Origin of the sequence: Hoeflea sp. 108, from assembly GCF_000372965.1 — a bacterium.
In the GTDB taxonomy this organism is placed as follows: domain Bacteria; phylum Pseudomonadota; class Alphaproteobacteria; order Rhizobiales; family Rhizobiaceae; genus Aminobacter.
The window spans coordinates 4,149,719-4,164,051 of the sequence record NZ_KB890024.1 but is presented as its reverse complement, the minus strand read 5'-3'; the positions used below and the strand labels follow the sequence as shown (position 1 = coordinate 4,164,051).

Genomic DNA, 14,333 nt, shown 5'->3' with positions numbered 1-14,333 from the left:
ATCAGACTTCAGGATACAGCAAGCTGGAGACACTGATGAAAGCCGTTGGTTATAAGGTTCCGGCACCCATCGCCGAGGACGCCGCGCTGGTCGACATCGATCTGCCTAGGCCTGTCGCTGAAGGAGGCGATATCCTGGTTGAGGTGAAGGCTGTCTCGGTCAACCCGGTCGACTATAAAATCCGCAGCAGCACGCCGCCCGCTGATGGCGATTGGAAAGTGCTGGGATGGGATGCGGCCGGGATCGTGCGCGAGGTCGGCCCCGACGTGACGCAATTCGCCCCAGGCGACGAGGTCTATTATGCCGGATCGCTCATAAGGCCCGGCACCAATGCGGAGTTCCATCTCGTCGACGCCCGGATCGTCGGTCGTAAACCCGTGTCGCTCGACTGGGCGGAAGCGGCGGCGCTGCCACTCACGACGTTGACGGCCTGGGAAGCCATGTTCGATCGCCTGGACGTGACGAAGCCCGTCCCCGGGGCGGCGCCGGCGATCCTCATCATCGGTGGTGCGGGTGGGGTCGGGTCGATCGCCATCCAGATCGCGCGACAGCGCACGGATCTCATCGTCATCTCCACCGCCTCTCGGCCGGAAACCCGGGAGTGGGTTAAAGGGCTTGGGGCTCATCATGTCATCGACCACTCTCGGCCGCTCGCGCCACAGATTGCCGAGCTCAACATCGGCGCTCCCGCTTTCGTGTTCTCGACCACGCATACCGAGCAGCATGCATCCGACATCGCCGAACTGATCGCCCCGCAAGGACGGTTCGGATTCATCGACGATCCCAAGGCACTCGACGTCATGCTGTTCAAGCGCAAGGCAGTGTCGATCCACCACGAGCTGATGTTCACACGGTCGCTCTACGGCACGCCCGACATGGATGAGCAGGGCAAGATCCTCAATTCGCTGGCGGTGCTGGTGGACGACGGCAAAATTCGCACGACGCTAACGGAAAAATTGTCGCCAATTAATGCCGCCAATCTGAAGACGGTGCACGCACTGATCGAAAGTGGCGCGGCAAGAGGGAAGATTGTCCTCGAAGGCTTCTGATGACTGCCACCGCCGAACGTCTTTTCTAACCTCAAGAACGCCGGACGGATTATGCCACGGCGAAGGAAATTCCATGACGAAATCCATTGCCACCGCCTCGATCAACCGCGAAACCGCCGTCGCCCTCATCGATGCTGCGATCGCCGCGGCACGTACAATCGGCATCCCGGCTGCGGTCGCCGTCGTCGACGCCACCGGTAACCTGCGCGCGTTCGAGCGCACTGATGACGCGCCGTTTCTCACCGTCGATGTTGCCATCGACAAGGCTTGGAGTTCCGCCTCGTTTGGGTACCCGACCCATGTCTGGAACGACTATGTTTCGAACGATCCAAAAGTGGCGCCGCTGGCCTATCGCCCCCGGATGGTCGCTGTCGGCGGAGGCTATCCGATCCTGGAAGACGGGAAGTTGATCGGCGGGATCGGCATCTCCGGAGGCAACTATCAGCAGGATCAGGATGCGTGCGTCGAGGCACTCATGAAAATCGGGTTCGAGCTGCCAGCCTGACGACTTTAAGGCCATCGCCAGCGGCGGTGGCCTGCAGATCCGACCTTACGAAAGACTTTAAGATGGAAGCGTTCGTCGTCTTCACCCGCGAAGAAACCACCGATCCGGAAGAACTCGCAACCTATTCTGCAGGCGTCGGCCCATCGTTCGATGGCCACGACGTAACCTTTCTCGCCGCTTATGGCGCGATGGAGCATTTGGAGGGGCCACCCGTCGAAGGGGCCGTAATTTTGCGGTTCCCGACGATGCAGGCCGCCCGTGATTGGTATCATAGCCCCGCCTACCAAACCATCGCTGCGCACCGTTTTGCCGGTTCCCGCTATCGCGCCTTTATCATCGAGGGGCGGCGGTGACGCACCGACGGAAGAACGGCGGCGCTGGCCACGAGTATCGGTCGGCGAACTCGCATCCTACAACCTGTAGGGGATCAAGGCGGTGAGGTTCGCGTGCCATCGCCACACGCGACCACTCATCGGACTTCTGCATCGGAATTGGAGGATCAGATGAGCGTCGACGAACGACAAGCCCCCGAGCTGCGGGTGCAGAGATGGATTGGCGTGGATGGAGAAAGCATCGCGCCGCTCAAGCTGTCGGATCTCGGCACCGGCCCGAAAGTTCTCTTCGCCTTCCAGCACTGGTGCCGTGGCTGCCATTTGCATGGATTTCCGACGCTACAAAGGTTGCATGGTGCATTGAGCGCCAAGGGCGTGGGCTTCGCGGTGATCCAGACCGTCTTCGAAGGAGCGGATGAGAACACCTTCGAGAAGCTGCGCGTGAACCAGCTCAAGTATGCGCTTCCTGTCGCGTTCGGTCACGACGAGCCACCTGCCGGCGCGACGCTTCCCACCTTCATGGAGGACTACCGCACGCGGGGAACGCCCTGGTTCTCCGTGATGGACGCTGGCGGCCGCATCGTATTCTCGGACTTCCATCTCGACGCCGATCAGCTCGTGAAGGGACTGGAGCTGGTGTAACCGATGCGGCGCTGGGTCATCCTGATTGCCACCCATCTCGCGATGCTCGCCATGGGCTTCGCGGGCGGTGTCTACACGCTGCCGATCCTGACCGCCCCCCAGGCCCCGGACGCGGCGGACTTGCGGACCATCTCAGCCGAGACGCTCTACGCAGGGCGTCTGGCCCGCGATCTCAAAGGCAGCGACCTGCTTCACTGGGGGGAAGGCGAGATCCGGGTCTCGCGCGACCGTATCGCCCATATCGGGCGCCTCGCCCCTGGTCCTGACTACAAGCTCTACCTCGCACCACGTTTCGTCGACACGAAGGAGGCCTTTCTCCTGATCAAGGACAGATCAGTCCGCGTGGGCGACGTGAAGACGTTCAACGGCTTCATCGTCGAGGTGCCTGCCGGCATCGATGTCCGTGCCTACAACACGGTCGTCATCTGGTGTGAAGCATTCGACCAGTTCATCAGTGCGGCAGAGTATCAACCCTCAAGTCAGGCCCGAGAATGAGCCCGGCGATGGATACCATGAGGTCGGCGGGCAAGCGCGGCCTCGTTCTCGCGCCGGTGGCGGCGCTGCTGCTGAGCGTCGCCGCTCTGCTGCTGGGCAATGGCCTGCTGAGCACGCTCCTGATCGTGAGAGCCGGCCATGAGGGGTTCTCGACCGGCGCGATCAGCGCGATGATGTCCTTCTACTTCGCGGGTTTCACGATCGGCGCGGTCGTGTTGCCACCGATCATCGTCTCCGTGGGACATGTCAGAACCTTCGCCGGCTTCGCGGCCATTGCCTCGATGACCGCCCTTCTCCATGTGGCGTTCGTGGAGCCGGTCGCCTGGATGCCGCTTCGCCTGATTACCGGCTTCGCCTACGCGGGCATGATCCTCGCAACGGAGAGTTGGCTCAACGCCCACGCATTGCCATCCACGCGCGGGCAGCTCCTGTCGATATTCGGAGTTGTCTCTATGGGCTCATGGGCAATCGGGCAGGCGTTACTCAACATCGCACCGCCCGCCGACGTGACATTGTTCCTCATCGTGTCGCTGCTGATATCAGCGGCGGTGGTTCCGATCACCTTGCTGCCCAGTCATCCGCCGGCCCAGGTGGAACAGGAATGGGTCGCGTTCAGGGACCTCGTCCTCGTATCACCTCTCGCTGCGGCTGGCGCTTTCCTGGCCGGCCTGGCTATCGGTGGTTTCTGGGGCATGGGCGCGAACTTCGCCCAGAGCATCGGCCTCGATGTGGGCGGTATCTCCGCCTTCATGGCTGCGGTTCTTGGTGGAACGCTTGCCTTCCATTGGCCACTCGGTTGGCTTTCGGATCGAGTGCCCCGGAATCTTGTCATCGCCGGTGCGGCGCTGGCGTCCGCAGCGTCTGCCATCGGCGTAGCGTTGGCGGTGGAAGCGCCTCTGCCGCTGCTCCTTGCGGCGGGTGCGCTGTTCGGCGGCTTTGGCATCCCGATTTATTCGTTGTGTCTCGCCGTCGCAAACGACGATCTTCCGGCCGGTCGGCTACTCGGCACCGCGCGCGGGCTTCTGTTGCTCAACGGGATCGGGACAGCCGCTGGCCCCCTAATAGGAGCAGCTGCAATGAATATCGTCGGCCCTGGCGGCCTGTTCCTTTATGCGGCGGCGTTGCTCACGCTCCTGGCAGTGCTGGCCATCGCCCGCAGGCAGCCGAGGCGCGCCAACCAGGCCAAGGCGGCCCCCCGTTCTCCGAGCACGCCGATGATAACCGGATCTCTCGATACGATGATATGCATGGAGAAGCGGGCGCAGGGCGTGCGGGATTAGCGCGGCACGGCGCCTGCACGAACCGCGGGGTCAGGCGATGATAGCTGTTACGCGAATTTCGATACGCATGGTTGGAAGCCCCAGCGCTTCGATTCCCAACTGCGTCCAGATTGGAGCGCGGTCGGGCATGTAGTGGCGATACAGCTTGGCCATTGTTTCGTTGATCACGGGAGGGAATCCACCGACGTGATAGGAATTGACGTGGACCACATGCGGCCAGCGTGCTCCGGCGGTCGCGAGCGTCCGTTCCACGTTCTTGAACGCCTGCTCGATCTCTTCCTCAATCGACTCCGGAATGACGAGATCGTCGTTCCATCCGCCCTGTCCGGAGATCTCCACGCGGTCACCAATGCGCATTGCCTGAGAATAATGAAGCGCGTCATGCAGGCGCGTCCCGTATCCGGGGGTGATGAAGAATGAAGGTGTTGTCATGAGTTTGCCTTTGATGAGCCAGGTCAATGCGGCTGCAAGTGACCGTATGCATGCAGAAAGAGATGCAGGGCGTTCGGCACTAGCGCGCCGGCTGCGGTGGAGGGCTTTATTCCACGTCTTCTACGGTGAGGTCCCGGCCGTTGAACTGCACGGTCTCCCCGGCTCGGGCACCCTCGATCGCTTCGAAGATCGGCGCCATCGTGGAAATGCCCATGAGCTCACGCCCCTGACAGGTAAACTTGCTCGTTGACACCGCGATCACAAAGTGGCGGCCGGACAGCTTGACGACAGCGCCTTCGTTGACGGCCAACTTGGGGCCGAAATCGATCGTCCTGAGCTTTTCGAGTTTATCGGCGTAGTCATGGAGCGTGTCATCGAGCGCTTCAGCGAAGTCGCTCGCGACCTCGGCCTGAGCTAGTTCGTCGTTTTCGATCGGTTCGCTCCGATCGAGCCGAGCGGTAGAGACATAGTCCAGGTAGTTTTCGCGAGCGCTGTGCAACGCTGCTGTCTCCAGCAAGAGCATAGTTTCTCGTATGTGGTCCTTGTTCCAGTCCATAATCACCTCCTAATTTTCGATGTTCTTAAAGTTCAGCCTGCAGATGTGTGGGCCAGGAAGGTCAGCCTTTCCGGCTAAGCGACACCGCTATTCGTCGCTGATGACGTCTTCGCCCTGGTATGGAACCCTGATCAGCCGAGCATCTCGAATGATGCTCGTGACGAGCCAGACATATTCCTGCTCGGCGGTATCGAAGCCGAGGATGCTGAAGGATTGGCCGAAAGGGCATGGCGGGAAGTCTGGAAAGCCTTCGCGCAGAACGTAACGCTCGGGATCGCTGTGAAACTCGCTCTTGTAGACTTTCCGTAGTCCGTGCTTGCTCGGCGCGTCCTGGTCACCTGCCGGTGCTGTTTCCCGATGCGCCACAAGGCGCTCGGACAAGTCGCGGGGGCAGATTTCGTGGAACACGTCGAAGGCGTCGATCAACAGGCCTTTATGCTCTGTCGCCGGATCGGTGATCGCGTAGATGTTGGAGGCATCTTCGCCGTCGTCCCCGCTCTCGAGGCGCAACGCCGCATCGACGCGAATGCTGCATGCATCGAGGGTTGACCCTAGTTCGAGATCGACGAGATTGCCGTCCTTGACGCGGTATTCGCGGTCATAGCCTTTGGCGATGAATGACTGGACTGCTTCTAGAACATCGGTCACCTGGGAGGTCATGGAAGCACCTTCATCTTGAACTGGATTGGACACGCTCGCGCACAAAGCGCGCTGTGACTCGGCGGCGGACGGAGAAGCTCGCGAAGTGCGTTACTCATAGCCACTTGGCCTTCTTGAAGCGCATGAACAGGAGAAGGCAGAACACCGCTATCACTCCGAGCACGACGAAGTAGCCATATGGCGTGTCCAGTTCCGGCATGTGCTTGAAGTTCATGCCATATATTCCGGCGATCGCCGTCGGGACCGCCAAGATCGCCGCCCAGGCCGCGAGCTGGCGAGTGACCACACCGATCCTTTGCGCTTCCAGAAGGCTGCTGGCCTCGAAGACCGTGGACAGGACATGCAGGAGGCCGTCGACCATGGACTGCACTCGGTGGACATGGTCCGCGACGTCGTGGAAATATGGTGTCATTTCGGCGCTGATGCAGGGAAAGTGGCCGCGAACGAGCTTTCGCACCAGCTCGGCCATAGCCCCGAGCGTGCGCTGGAACCGCGTGAGTTCGGACCTTAGTTCGAAGATTCGCGCCACCTCTTCTGGCCCGAGGAAATCGTGCAGCGACCGTCGCTCCATCGCCAGGACGTCGTCCTCGATCATTTCGAAGATGGGCAGATACTGGTCGACCACTCGGTGCAAGATCGCGTGCAGCACATAGTCGACACCCTTGCCGAACTGCGTCGGCGATGCCTCGAGTTGCTCCCGAAGTTTGCCCAGCGCTCCGGCATTGCCGTGCCGCACGGTGATAAGGTGATTGTGACCGGTGAAGATCGCCATCTTGCCGTAGCTGATCCGGTCGCCGACCAGCTCGGCGGTCTGGGCGACGACGTACAACTCATCGTTGTAGACCTCGAGTTTGGGCGGGCACAGCGGGTGCATGGCGTTGTCGATCGCCAAAGGATGGAGGTTATACGTCGTCTGGATCGCGCTGAGTTCGTCTGCGGTGGGCTCGCTAAGCGCGATCCAGCAGAAGCCCGAGCGATTCTCGTTTAGTTCGACGTGCTCATCGAGCCTGATTTCACGGACTCGCTTACCTTCGTTGTAATAATATGCGGCGATAATGGTCATGCAGGCCTCGCAGGAATTCGCAGGCCACGCTGTACAGCCGGTCGCGCCAGCCCGCGTTCGAGCCATGCCTGCACGTTCGAATAGCTGCTTAGGCCGAGGATGTCGCCCGCTGCGTAGAATTCGACCAGCGCATTCACCCAGCCAAACGTCGCAATGTCCGCGATCGAGTAATCATCGACAATCCATTCGCGGCCCTCCAGCCGGTGATCCAGGACCCCGAGAAGACGCCTGGATTCATCAACAAAGCGCTGCCGAGGTCGCTTATCCTCATAGTCCTTGCCGGCAAATCGCAGGAAAAAGCCTAGCTGTCCGAAGGTCGGCCCAACGCCCGACACCTGAAAGAACACCCAGGCCAGAGTCTCGTACCGCTGGGCGGGTGTTGTTGAGATGAGCTGCCCCGTCTTGTCGGCCAGATAGATGAGGATCGCACCGGTTTCCCATATGCCAATGGGCTGGCCGTCAGGGCCAGCCGGATCGATGATCGCGGGTATGCGGCCGTTGGGATTCAACGACACGAACGCTGGATCCTTCGACTCGTTGTTCGAGATGTCGACGAAGTGGGGCTCATACGGCAGGCCAGTCTCCTCCAGCATCATCGAGACCTTGACGCCGTTGGGCGTGGGGGCCGCGTATAGTTGCAAGCGATCCGGACAAGATGCTGGCCAGCGCTGCGTGATGGGAAAGGAGGAGAGGTCTGTCATATCTGGATCCTGGCACTGCGACGGCGGCTGAATGGAATGATCTGCTTCAAGGCCGGGTTCGACGACCGCGTCGATTGACGCGGTCGTCGGAGGTTGCGAACCGGATCGGCGCGGCACTGACGGCAGCGAAGCCTATTCCGCTGCAGCCCCGGCCGCAGGGCTCACATCGCCGACCTCATGCCGCTTTGGAAGAACCCAGTCGGGACGGACGAAGTGGCAGGTGTAGCCGCCCGGCCGCTTCTCCAGATAGTCCTGGTGATCGGGCTCGGCCTCCCAGAACTCGCCGACCGGCTGGACCTCGGTCACCACTTTGCCATCCCACAGCCCCGAGGCATCCACATCGGCGATCGTATCCTCGGCGACGCGCTTCTGCTCCTCGTCGACATAATAGATGCCCGACCGGTAGGAGAGCCCACGATCATTACCCTGGCGGTTCAGCGTCGTCGGATCGTGGATCTGGAAGAAGAATTCCAGGATGTGCCGGTAGCTCGTCACTGTCGGGTCGAAGACAATCTCGATCCCCTCGGCATGCGTGCCGTGATTACGATACGTGGCGTTCGGAATATCGCCGCCCGTGTAACCCACACGGGTCGAGATGATGCCGGGCCGCTTGCGGATCAGATCCTGCATGCCCCAGAAACATCCTCCTGCGAGAACAGCGCGCTGATGCATGTTAAGCCTCCTCTACTTGATCGAGATATTCACCGTATCCCTCGGACTCCATCTCGTCGCGCGGGATGAAGCGAAGGGACGCAGAGTTGATGCAGTAGCGCAGACCGCCGCGGTCGGAAGGACCGTCCGGGAACACGTGGCCCAGATGGCTGTCGGCGTGTACCGACCTGACCTCCGTCCGGACCATGCCGTGTGCGCTGTCCCGCACCTCGTTCACGTTTGCCGGAACGATCGGCTTGGTGAAGCTGGGCCAGCCAGTACCCGAATCGAACTTGTCCGTTGAAGCGAACAGCGGCTCTCCCGACACTATGTCGACGTAGATGCCAGGCTCCTTGTTGTCGTTGTGCTCACCCGTGAAGGGCCTTTCGGTCCCCGAATCCTGGGTAATCCGGCGTTGCTCGGGGGTCAGGCGGTCAACTGCTGCCTGCGACTTCTCAAACTTCATGATAGTCTCCAATACTTAATCTAGAGAGCCAGACACACTGTCATCTATCTTTGCAGTCATTGCGCCGACTATCGCAGTGCGCCTCAGATTTATCCAATACGCTGCGCGTATAGTTTCCATAGCGCCGAAGCTCTTCACGTCGTGATTCAGTTCCACTCGTATCGGGCTGCCAGCTGCGCGATGTTCCGTATCTCGACCGTTGCCGTGGAGCCGGATACTGTCGCGATCACGACTTCGCGCTCCAAGACAAATCCGTCGATCGGCCGAGTGACGAGGCCTTGCACGGTGGCCGATCGTTCCGGAAGAATGCATATGGCGTGGCCGTCAGCGACGACCCGTTGCACCCAGTCCTCGCGATCTGATCGAAAGCGAGGTCGCATGAGCAAGTCCCGTCGCGCGAAGTGATCGAGGATCCGATCGCGAAACTCGCATTTCAGGCGATCGACGAAAGGAAACTCGAGCAGGTCTTCGCCGCGCACGATCTCGTTGGCAGCCAAGGGATGGTTTGCCGAACAGCCGAGCACGAAGCGCTCCCGAAATAGAGGATGCACATCCAGCTTGCGTTCCGGTCTTGTTTCACGCGGCATGATGCACGCGTGGTATTTTCCTGAAAGCACCTCCGATGTGTCCTCGTTTGACTGGAGCGAGTGCAGCTTGATTTCGATGGATGGCATCTCCGCCAATGCGCTCTCGAAGAATGCCGTAAATTCCTTTGGTCCGACGGTGGGCGCGACGGCGACATCCAGCACGCGGTGCCCCCCCATCGCCCAGTGCTCCGAGTGATTGCGAACGCTCTTCATCGCGACCACCATGCGCCGGAATTCTGCCTCGACGTCATGGCCAAGGCCAGTCAGGCGGCTGTTCTTCCCGTCGCGATGGATCAGCGGCCCGCCAAGCTCATCTTCCAAGCGGCGGATCGCGCGGGTCAGACTTGGCTGTGACACACCGCTCAAGCGCGCGGCCGCTGTGAAATTCAGCGTCTCGGCCAAGTTGATGAAATAGCCGACTTGATTGAGTTCCATAGTCCTTTGGCCCATGCGCCTGACTGATGCCTCTTCCGTGAGACCGCCTTTGGAAAGCAGGTCGCAGAAGTATGCTTGGCGCATATAATCATGGTGCAGGGGCTTGTCTATATGCGCCAGACATATAAATGATACCCTGAGATGACGATTACCGGTTGGCGGTGCGCTCCGCTCAGCTCCGTCGAAGGTGCTGAGAGCGCAACCGCCAAGCCGCGTGCTGGAGGTTTGATGGACATGGCAGAAAAATCATTCACGTTTGTCAGTGGGGCTGGCTCTCCGCTTTCCGGGCACCTCGAACCGCCGGAAGGGACGCCGCGGGGCTGGGCGATCTTCGCCCACTGCTTCACCTGCGGGAAAGACAGTCGCGCCGCAGTTCACATCTCGCGCGCGCTGTCGCGTGCGGGCATCGGGGTCTTGAGGTTCGATTTCGCCGGGACCGGGATCGGCGGTGGGACGGGAGAACCTGTGAACTTCGCGTCGGACGTCGAGGACCTTCGGGCCGCCGCAAAGGCGATGGCGGCGGCGGGCATGTCACCGTCCCTCCTCGTCGGGCACAGCCTAGGTGGCACCGCTGCGATCGTAGCCGCCGCCGACATGCCTGATATTGCGGCGGTCGCGACGATTGGTGCGCCGGCCGACCTTCAGCATATCTTGCGCCTCTTCGGGCCGAATGATCTGGACACCATCGCGAGCGAGGGCGAGGCCTCGGTGGAGATTGCCGGTAGACCCTTCCTCATTCGCCGAGGGTTCCTGGAGGCGGTTGAGGGGATCGACGTCGAGAAGGCCATTGCCTCCCTGCGACGGCCGGTGCTGGTCATGCACTCTCCGCTGGATCAGGTGGTCGGCATCGACCACGCGTCGCGCATCTTCGTCGCGTCCAGGCACCCAAAAAGCTTCATCTCGCTCGACAACGCGGATCACCTTCTCACCGACGTCGCGGACGCGAACTACGCTGCGGCCATGGTGGCGGTTTGGGCGAGCCGCTTTCTCCCACCACTCACGGCGGATCTTCCGCAGGTCGAGGTTGCGGAGGGCGTCGTCGCCACCGAAACTCTTGCAGGGACGTTCCAGCTCAAGGTCCGCAGCGGCGAGCACACTCTGTTCGCCGACGAGCCAGCATCGGTCGGTGGCCTCGGGACCGGACTATCTCCCTACGAGCTCGTATCTGCCGGCCTCGCAGCCTGCACGGTGATGACGATGCGTCTCTATGCGAACCGCAAGGGCTTTCCGCTCGAACGGGCGAGCACGACCGTGCAGCACGAGAAGGTGCCCGACATGATGCCACCCGACCGGTTCACCCGCACCATTGTCCTCGATGGGCCGCTGAGTGATGATCAGCGCGCTCGGATCCTCGCGATCGCTGATCGGTGTCCCGTCGATCTGAGTCTCATCCGGGGTTCGGACGTGCAGACCGAGCTCTTGAGCGCCAGTCAGGCTGCGGATCCCGCGAGGCTGGCTTGACCGTGGCGCACACGGAGGAGGGCGAACGGACTGTGAGCCAATCGCCTACCGGCAATAGGGCGGCCGCGACAGAGCGAGCAATTCTCGCAGGCGGCTGCTTCTGGGGCATGGAGGATTTGCTGCGCCGAGCCAGGGGAGTCATTTCGACGCGTGTCGGTTACACAGGCGGAGAAATGCCTGATCCGACCTACGCGAGACATTACGGCCATGCGGAAGCAGTGGAAGTGACCTTCGACCCTTCCGTTCTCGCCTATCGCTCGCTCTTGGAACTCTTCTTCCAGATCCATGACCCCACGACCTACGAGCAACAAGGCAGCGATGTCGGTCCGAGCTATCGATCGGCGATTTTCTACACCACCGAAGTGCAGAAGGAAGTCGCCCTCACAACCATCGCGGAAATCGAGGCATCAGGAAGCTGGCCTGGCCCGGTCGTGTCGGAGATCAACCCAGAAGAACCCTTTTGGGAGGCGGAGCCAGAGCACCAAGAATACCTGGTGCGCTATCCTGGGGGCTATAGCTGCCACTTCGTGCGCCCGACCTGGCGGTTGGACCGCTCAGACGAACGCCCAGCTGTATACTTGACAGAAAGAGTTGATGATGACCGAAACCGTGACTAATCAGGCCGCCTGGCAGAAAGCGCCGGGGCAGCCACTGAGGATTGGTGTCACCGCTCTGCCGCATCTGGCGGCGAACGAGATATTGATCCGCAACGCGGCCATCGCGATCAACCCACTCGACTGGATTCTGCAGGACGTCGCGCTTTTGCCATGGCTCGACTATCCCGCGATTCTCGGCAGCGACGTCTCCGGTGAGGTCGCGGCGGTCGGTGGCGCGGTCGAGCGGTTCAAGGTCGGCGATCGAGTCATCGGACAGGCGGTCGGGACAACCGTAAATCAACCTGCGCAGGGTGCGTTCCAGCACCACACGATCGTGCTGGACCACATGGCGGCGCCGATCCCCAACAACATGGCCTTCGCTGATGCGGCAGTCCTCCCGCTTGGCCTTGGCACCGCCGCAAGCGGGCTCTACGGACGGACACAGTTGGCTCTCGCGCCACCGTTACACTCGCCGACCGCGCGTCCAGAGGTCGTTCTGGTCTGGGGTGGATCGTCGAGCGTTGGCTGCAACGCCATCCAGCTCGCGGTGGCGTCGGGCTACAGGTGCGTCGCCACCGCTTCGGCGCGCAACGCCGGCCTGTTGAAGGAGCTGGGTGCAAGCGAGGTTCTTGACCACTCGAGTCCAGCCATCGTGGAAGACGTGATTGAGGCAATGCGCGGGCGCAGTCTCGCTGGAACGCTTCACGCGACCGGTCACATGAAAGACTGTTTTGCCGTAGTTGCGAGATGCGAGGGCTCGCGCCGGGTGGCAGCGACGCTGGCCCCGCCCGACGAGCGTCCATTTGGAGTCGAGGCGACGCACATCTCCGGGACGAGCCTCAAGGATGACGAGGTTGGTCCAATGATCTACCGCGAATTCCTGCCGCAGGCTCTCGCGGCGCGCACGTTCGTCCCCGCCCCTCCGGCGAAGATCGTGGGCCAGGGCCTTGAAATGCTCCAGGCTGCCTTGGAAGCCCTGAAGGCGGGTGTATCCGCAGCGAAAATCGTCGTTACCCTGCCTTGAGTGACCAGCCAGGCGGTTTTTCGCGTTCGCAGTCTGAGGTGGCCCGCACTTTGCCGATTGGGAAGCTCTACCGGGAAAACGCGCTTGGGACGCGCGCTGCGCTCCTGCCGGAGCATGCGTTCCCGAAACCTGTTCCCGACTGCTTTTCCCCGAAACTACCTATCGGACATAGAGAAATGGGAATGCAGCGAGTGGTTTGAACGGCCGCTTCCGAAACCGCGTTCCGATCAATTGAGCGGCTAAAAGTGGGGCGATCACCGACATATTAGAATGAGACCGCCATGCCCGATCGGCCGGCTTGACGCGTAGCCAAAAGAATGCGGCTGATGGTAGGCTCGCTGACATTATGAAGCCCCGCCATCTGAGCAGCGTTGAGCTGCCGCAATTGCGAGTCTCCTACGCGTCGTCGTTCTTCTCGCGGTCCACACCTCGCTCATGCAATTCGGCATCGACGGGGCAGTTCGTGCAGCCCTCGTAGCAGCACAAGCGGCAGATGCGGTATGACTGCTCGAGGTTTTCCAAGCGATTTCGGAGAACGCGTTCAGCGATGTCCGATAAGGTTTTCAGTTCGTCTGGATTAAGGATCGATAGCCCTTCGGCAATCACTTGATCGCGCGAGGCCAGGACCTCGTCGCTCGCGACCTTGCCAGTTGGAGTAAGATAGAGGGATCGTGCGCGCCCGTCTGTCGAATGCTCCCTACGCTCGATCAATCCCTCGCTTACCAATCTATCCACCAGGCGAACAGTTCCAGCATGTGAAAGGCCCACCCCGATCGCAAGCATACGGATCGAGAGCCCGGGCTTGTGCGCGAGCAACGCCAGCGCTGAGGCGGCGGGTCCAGCTTCCGGCGCCCGCGATGAACTAGCGCGAACGATGTCGTCGCTGATCATGAGTGCGAACGCCCCGAAAATGTTTCGATCTCGAGGTCCATCCATTGCCACATCTATATGTGCGCGGAGCATAGACAGCAAGCCATACCGTGGTCCTCTTCCTCCGCGCGGCTTGTGGAAAATGTCCTGTTTTAAAAGGGTTTCGGAGGATTTCGACTGATCGAGCGCGCCGAAAAAAACGGGTCCGGCTCGTTAAGGCCGCGGAACCGTTGATACCTGGCGGCTATAGGGCAAGCCTTTTCGCTCGGAATCGCCGTAGGTCGCGCCCGAGAATCACTCCGCGTCAGCGCTGTCATCCAGGCCGCGCAGGTGCAGATCAGCGAGACCTAGCTTGCCCCCGGCGTCGCACTTCCATCGTGTCACCGCGCGCGATCACGATTGTATCAATCCCATTGAGGAACAGTCCGTGCTCCACGACGTCGGGGATTGCGGCGATCGCTGCTACGATTTCGGCCGGCATGGTTATCTCGTCCAGGGCCGCGTCCATCCGTACAGGCTGGACGTTTG

At 61.1% G+C, this 14,333-nt stretch carries 18 protein-coding genes; 9 read left to right on the top strand and 9 right to left on the bottom strand.

Features of this window, described 5'->3' with window-relative positions:
* Window positions 1-35 precede the first annotated feature (35 nt).
* From B015_RS0120640 to B015_RS0120615, 6 genes are all read left to right on the top strand, one after another.
* The gene (locus B015_RS0120640; RefSeq protein ID WP_018429632.1) at window positions 36-1,049 is read left to right on the top strand and encodes a zinc-binding alcohol dehydrogenase family protein; all 1,014 of its coding nucleotides are present in this window, start codon (window positions 36-38) and stop codon (window positions 1,047-1,049) included.
* A 73-nt stretch (window positions 1,050-1,122) separates the two neighbouring features.
* Window positions 1,123-1,554, top strand: a complete 432-nt coding sequence (locus tag B015_RS0120635; protein ID WP_018429631.1) for a heme-binding protein — start codon at window positions 1,123-1,125, stop codon at window positions 1,552-1,554.
* Window positions 1,555-1,616: 62 nt separating this feature from the next.
* A complete protein-coding gene (locus B015_RS0120630) occupies window positions 1,617-1,907 on the top strand; it encodes a DUF1330 domain-containing protein (protein ID WP_018429630.1) in 291 nt (96 codons plus the stop codon).
* A gap of 150 nt (window positions 1,908-2,057) precedes the next feature.
* Window positions 2,058-2,528, top strand: coding sequence for a thiol-disulfide isomerase (locus B015_RS33905; RefSeq protein WP_026227543.1), 471 nt, complete (start codon window positions 2,058-2,060; stop codon window positions 2,526-2,528).
* A 3-nt stretch (window positions 2,529-2,531) separates the two neighbouring features.
* Window positions 2,532-3,023 (top strand): DM13 domain-containing protein, encoded by a 492-nt coding sequence (locus B015_RS0120620; protein WP_018429627.1) that lies wholly within the window; start codon window positions 2,532-2,534, stop codon window positions 3,021-3,023.
* An 8-nt stretch (window positions 3,024-3,031) separates the two neighbouring features.
* Complete coding sequence (locus B015_RS0120615) at window positions 3,032-4,303, top strand: MFS transporter (RefSeq protein WP_018429626.1); 1,272 nt, start codon at window positions 3,032-3,034, stop codon at window positions 4,301-4,303.
* Between the two features lie 30 nt (window positions 4,304-4,333).
* On the opposite strand, the gene B015_RS0120610 is transcribed toward B015_RS0120615, so the two are convergent.
* From B015_RS0120610 to B015_RS0120575, 8 genes are all read right to left on the bottom strand, one after another.
* Window positions 4,334-4,762, bottom strand: a complete 429-nt coding sequence (locus B015_RS0120610; protein WP_018429625.1) for a RidA family protein — start codon at window positions 4,760-4,762, stop codon at window positions 4,334-4,336.
* Window positions 4,763-4,841: 79 nt separating this feature from the next.
* Complete coding sequence (locus tag B015_RS0120605; RefSeq protein ID WP_018429624.1) at window positions 4,842-5,291, bottom strand: hypothetical protein; 450 nt, start codon at window positions 5,289-5,291, stop codon at window positions 4,842-4,844.
* A gap of 87 nt (window positions 5,292-5,378) precedes the next feature.
* Complete coding sequence (locus B015_RS0120600; RefSeq protein WP_245262225.1) at window positions 5,379-5,984, bottom strand: hypothetical protein; 606 nt, start codon at window positions 5,982-5,984, stop codon at window positions 5,379-5,381.
* Between the two features lie 61 nt (window positions 5,985-6,045).
* Window positions 6,046-7,014 (bottom strand): magnesium and cobalt transport protein CorA, encoded by a 969-nt coding sequence (locus B015_RS0120595; RefSeq protein ID WP_018429622.1) that lies wholly within the window; start codon window positions 7,012-7,014, stop codon window positions 6,046-6,048.
* On the bottom strand, window positions 7,011-7,715 hold the full coding sequence (locus B015_RS0120590; protein ID WP_026227542.1) for a glutathione S-transferase N-terminal domain-containing protein: 705 nt from the start codon (window positions 7,713-7,715) through the stop codon (window positions 7,011-7,013). Before B015_RS0120590 ends, B015_RS0120595 begins: the two co-directional genes overlap by 4 nt.
* Before the next feature lie 132 nt (window positions 7,716-7,847).
* Entirely contained in the window at window positions 7,848-8,387 is a 540-nt protein-coding gene (gene msrA, locus B015_RS0120585; protein ID WP_026227541.1) for a peptide-methionine (S)-S-oxide reductase MsrA, read from the bottom strand.
* Between the two features lies 1 nt (window position 8,388).
* Entirely contained in the window at window positions 8,389-8,832 is a 444-nt protein-coding gene (gene msrB, locus B015_RS0120580) for a peptide-methionine (R)-S-oxide reductase MsrB (RefSeq protein ID WP_004099035.1), read from the bottom strand.
* A gap of 146 nt (window positions 8,833-8,978) precedes the next feature.
* On the bottom strand, window positions 8,979-9,854 hold the full coding sequence (locus B015_RS0120575) for a LysR family transcriptional regulator (protein ID WP_018429619.1): 876 nt from the start codon (window positions 9,852-9,854) through the stop codon (window positions 8,979-8,981).
* A gap of 228 nt (window positions 9,855-10,082) precedes the next feature.
* Between B015_RS0120575 and B015_RS0120570 the strand changes: the two genes are divergently transcribed.
* From B015_RS0120570 to B015_RS0120560, 3 genes are read left to right on the top strand one after another with little or no spacing between them, the layout of a single operon-like run.
* Window positions 10,083-11,315 (top strand): bifunctional alpha/beta hydrolase/OsmC family protein, encoded by a 1,233-nt coding sequence (locus B015_RS0120570; protein ID WP_018429618.1) that lies wholly within the window; start codon window positions 10,083-10,085, stop codon window positions 11,313-11,315.
* A gap of 32 nt (window positions 11,316-11,347) precedes the next feature.
* Entirely contained in the window at window positions 11,348-11,932 is a 585-nt protein-coding gene (msrA, locus tag B015_RS0120565) for a peptide-methionine (S)-S-oxide reductase MsrA (protein ID WP_081623570.1), read from the top strand.
* The gene (locus tag B015_RS0120560) at window positions 11,910-12,935 is read left to right on the top strand and encodes a zinc-binding alcohol dehydrogenase family protein (RefSeq protein ID WP_040456337.1); all 1,026 of its coding nucleotides are present in this window, start codon (window positions 11,910-11,912) and stop codon (window positions 12,933-12,935) included. The genes msrA (B015_RS0120565) and B015_RS0120560 overlap by 23 nt, the downstream gene beginning before the upstream one ends.
* Before the next feature lie 396 nt (window positions 12,936-13,331).
* Here B015_RS0120560 and B015_RS0120555 read toward each other — a convergent pair whose 3' ends face one another.
* Window positions 13,332-13,826 (bottom strand): MarR family winged helix-turn-helix transcriptional regulator, encoded by a 495-nt coding sequence (locus tag B015_RS0120555; RefSeq protein ID WP_004099028.1) that lies wholly within the window; start codon window positions 13,824-13,826, stop codon window positions 13,332-13,334.
* Window positions 13,827-14,333 lie beyond the last annotated feature (507 nt).

Excerpts from the sequence above, each read along its gene's own strand:
- B015_RS0120575 (WP_018429619.1), bottom strand. The coding sequence starts at position 9,854 with ATGGAACTCAATCAAGTCGGCTATTTCATCAACTTGGCCGAGACGCTG.
- msrB (WP_004099035.1), bottom strand. The coding sequence starts at position 8,832 with ATGAAGTTTGAGAAGTCGCAGGCAGCAGTTGACCGCCTGACCCCCGAG.
- B015_RS0120635 (WP_018429631.1), top strand. The coding sequence starts at position 1,123 with ATGACGAAATCCATTGCCACCGCCTCGATCAACCGCGAAACCGCCGTC.
- msrA (WP_026227541.1), bottom strand. The coding sequence starts at position 8,387 with ATGCATCAGCGCGCTGTTCTCGCAGGAGGATGTTTCTGGGGCATGCAG.
- B015_RS33905 (WP_026227543.1), top strand. The coding sequence starts at position 2,058 with ATGAGCGTCGACGAACGACAAGCCCCCGAGCTGCGGGTGCAGAGATGG.
- B015_RS0120595 (WP_018429622.1), bottom strand. The coding sequence starts at position 7,014 with ATGACCATTATCGCCGCATATTATTACAACGAAGGTAAGCGAGTCCGT.
- B015_RS0120620 (WP_018429627.1), top strand. The coding sequence starts at position 2,532 with ATGCGGCGCTGGGTCATCCTGATTGCCACCCATCTCGCGATGCTCGCC.
- B015_RS0120570 (WP_018429618.1), top strand. The coding sequence starts at position 10,083 with ATGGACATGGCAGAAAAATCATTCACGTTTGTCAGTGGGGCTGGCTCT.
- B015_RS0120560 (WP_040456337.1), top strand. The coding sequence starts at position 11,910 with ATGATGACCGAAACCGTGACTAATCAGGCCGCCTGGCAGAAAGCGCCG.
- B015_RS0120555 (WP_004099028.1), bottom strand. The coding sequence starts at position 13,826 with ATGATCAGCGACGACATCGTTCGCGCTAGTTCATCGCGGGCGCCGGAA.
- B015_RS0120630 (WP_018429630.1), top strand. The coding sequence starts at position 1,617 with ATGGAAGCGTTCGTCGTCTTCACCCGCGAAGAAACCACCGATCCGGAA.
- B015_RS0120590 (WP_026227542.1), bottom strand. The coding sequence starts at position 7,715 with ATGACAGACCTCTCCTCCTTTCCCATCACGCAGCGCTGGCCAGCATCT.
- B015_RS0120605 (WP_018429624.1), bottom strand. The coding sequence starts at position 5,291 with ATGGACTGGAACAAGGACCACATACGAGAAACTATGCTCTTGCTGGAG.
- B015_RS0120640 (WP_018429632.1), top strand. The coding sequence starts at position 36 with ATGAAAGCCGTTGGTTATAAGGTTCCGGCACCCATCGCCGAGGACGCC.
- B015_RS0120615 (WP_018429626.1), top strand. The coding sequence starts at position 3,032 with ATGGATACCATGAGGTCGGCGGGCAAGCGCGGCCTCGTTCTCGCGCCG.